This window comes from Pseudovibrio sp. Ad37, from assembly GCF_001623075.1.
Taxonomy (GTDB): Bacteria; Pseudomonadota; Alphaproteobacteria; order Rhizobiales; family Stappiaceae; genus Pseudovibrio.
In genome coordinates, this window is sequence record NZ_LMCF01000123.1 from 1 (window position 1) to 895 (window position 895).

Below are 895 nucleotides of genomic sequence, written 5' to 3' on the forward strand. Positions count from 1 at the left end.
AGACCCAGATGAATATGGCAACGGCTGCTGCTGCCATTGCTGGCAAAGCCGTTGCTGATCGAAGTGCTGATGAGGTCACGCTTTTGACCAGCACAAAGGCTGCACTGGATTGGGTGGGTGCTATGCGGGCCAGATGCCTGGAACTGGCCGCAGATCCAGACGCCGACTTTACAGCAGATGCCAGCTGGCCGGAGTGCCCGCCTGAGGTGGTTACTCTGGTGGGGCAGTTTTAAGCCGGAACATATCCGGCGAGATGATCGCCCGGTAGCTTTTATATGGAGCGGAAGGCCCGGAACGTTTCCGGGCACCGGGCGACAAGCGCTAACGAGAAGCCCAGCCAGTGTGCAACTGCATAACACTGCTCCCGCCGCATCAACTCACTAAGTCATGAGCTGCGGGGCTGTCTTATGTGAGACCAGACATGGAGTCTATCTATTGCCGGGATTGCTCGGCACTCCTCCTCAAGAAAGAACAGAACGCCCTCCAGGGGCGCGTAGAAATCAAGTGCCGCCGCTGTGGCACCTTTAACGACCTGAGGCCCGATGAGTCCCCAAGAAGAACAAGAACAAATGGAACTTAACCCTATCAAGCCGACTAAACCTGTAGCAGCATATATCGGAGGGAAAATGCAACTTGCTAAACACGTTTCCAATCGAATTAGCGCTGTTGCTCATAAAACCTATGTGGAGCCTTTTGTTGGCATGGGCGGTATTTTCTTCCGCCGCTCTGAAAGGCCTGGGTGTGAGGTCATCAATGATATCTCCGGGGATGTGGTTACACTGTTTCGCATCCTTCAGCGCCACTATCCGCAGTTTCTGGAGGTGCTCAAGTTCCAGCTCACCAGCCGCTCTGAGTTTGAACGGCTTGCGGAAACCAAGCCAGACACATTGACCGA

General features: G+C 54.5%; 2 protein-coding genes and 1 pseudogene. All 3 read left to right on the plus strand.

Annotated features, from left to right (window positions below; all coding sequences use genetic code 11):
- Positions 1-233: pseudogene (locus tag PsAD37_RS17300) on the plus strand (hypothetical protein); the annotation flags it as partial.
- Positions 234-421: 188 nt separating this feature from the next.
- The gene (locus PsAD37_RS29605; RefSeq protein WP_084407918.1) at positions 422-580 is read left to right on the plus strand and encodes a Com family DNA-binding transcriptional regulator; all 159 of its coding nucleotides are present in this window, start codon (positions 422-424) and stop codon (positions 578-580) included.
- Positions 581-626: 46 nt separating this feature from the next.
- Positions 627-895 (plus strand): DNA adenine methylase (locus PsAD37_RS17305; protein ID WP_244272540.1); only part of this gene is annotated, 269 nt, incomplete at its 3' end.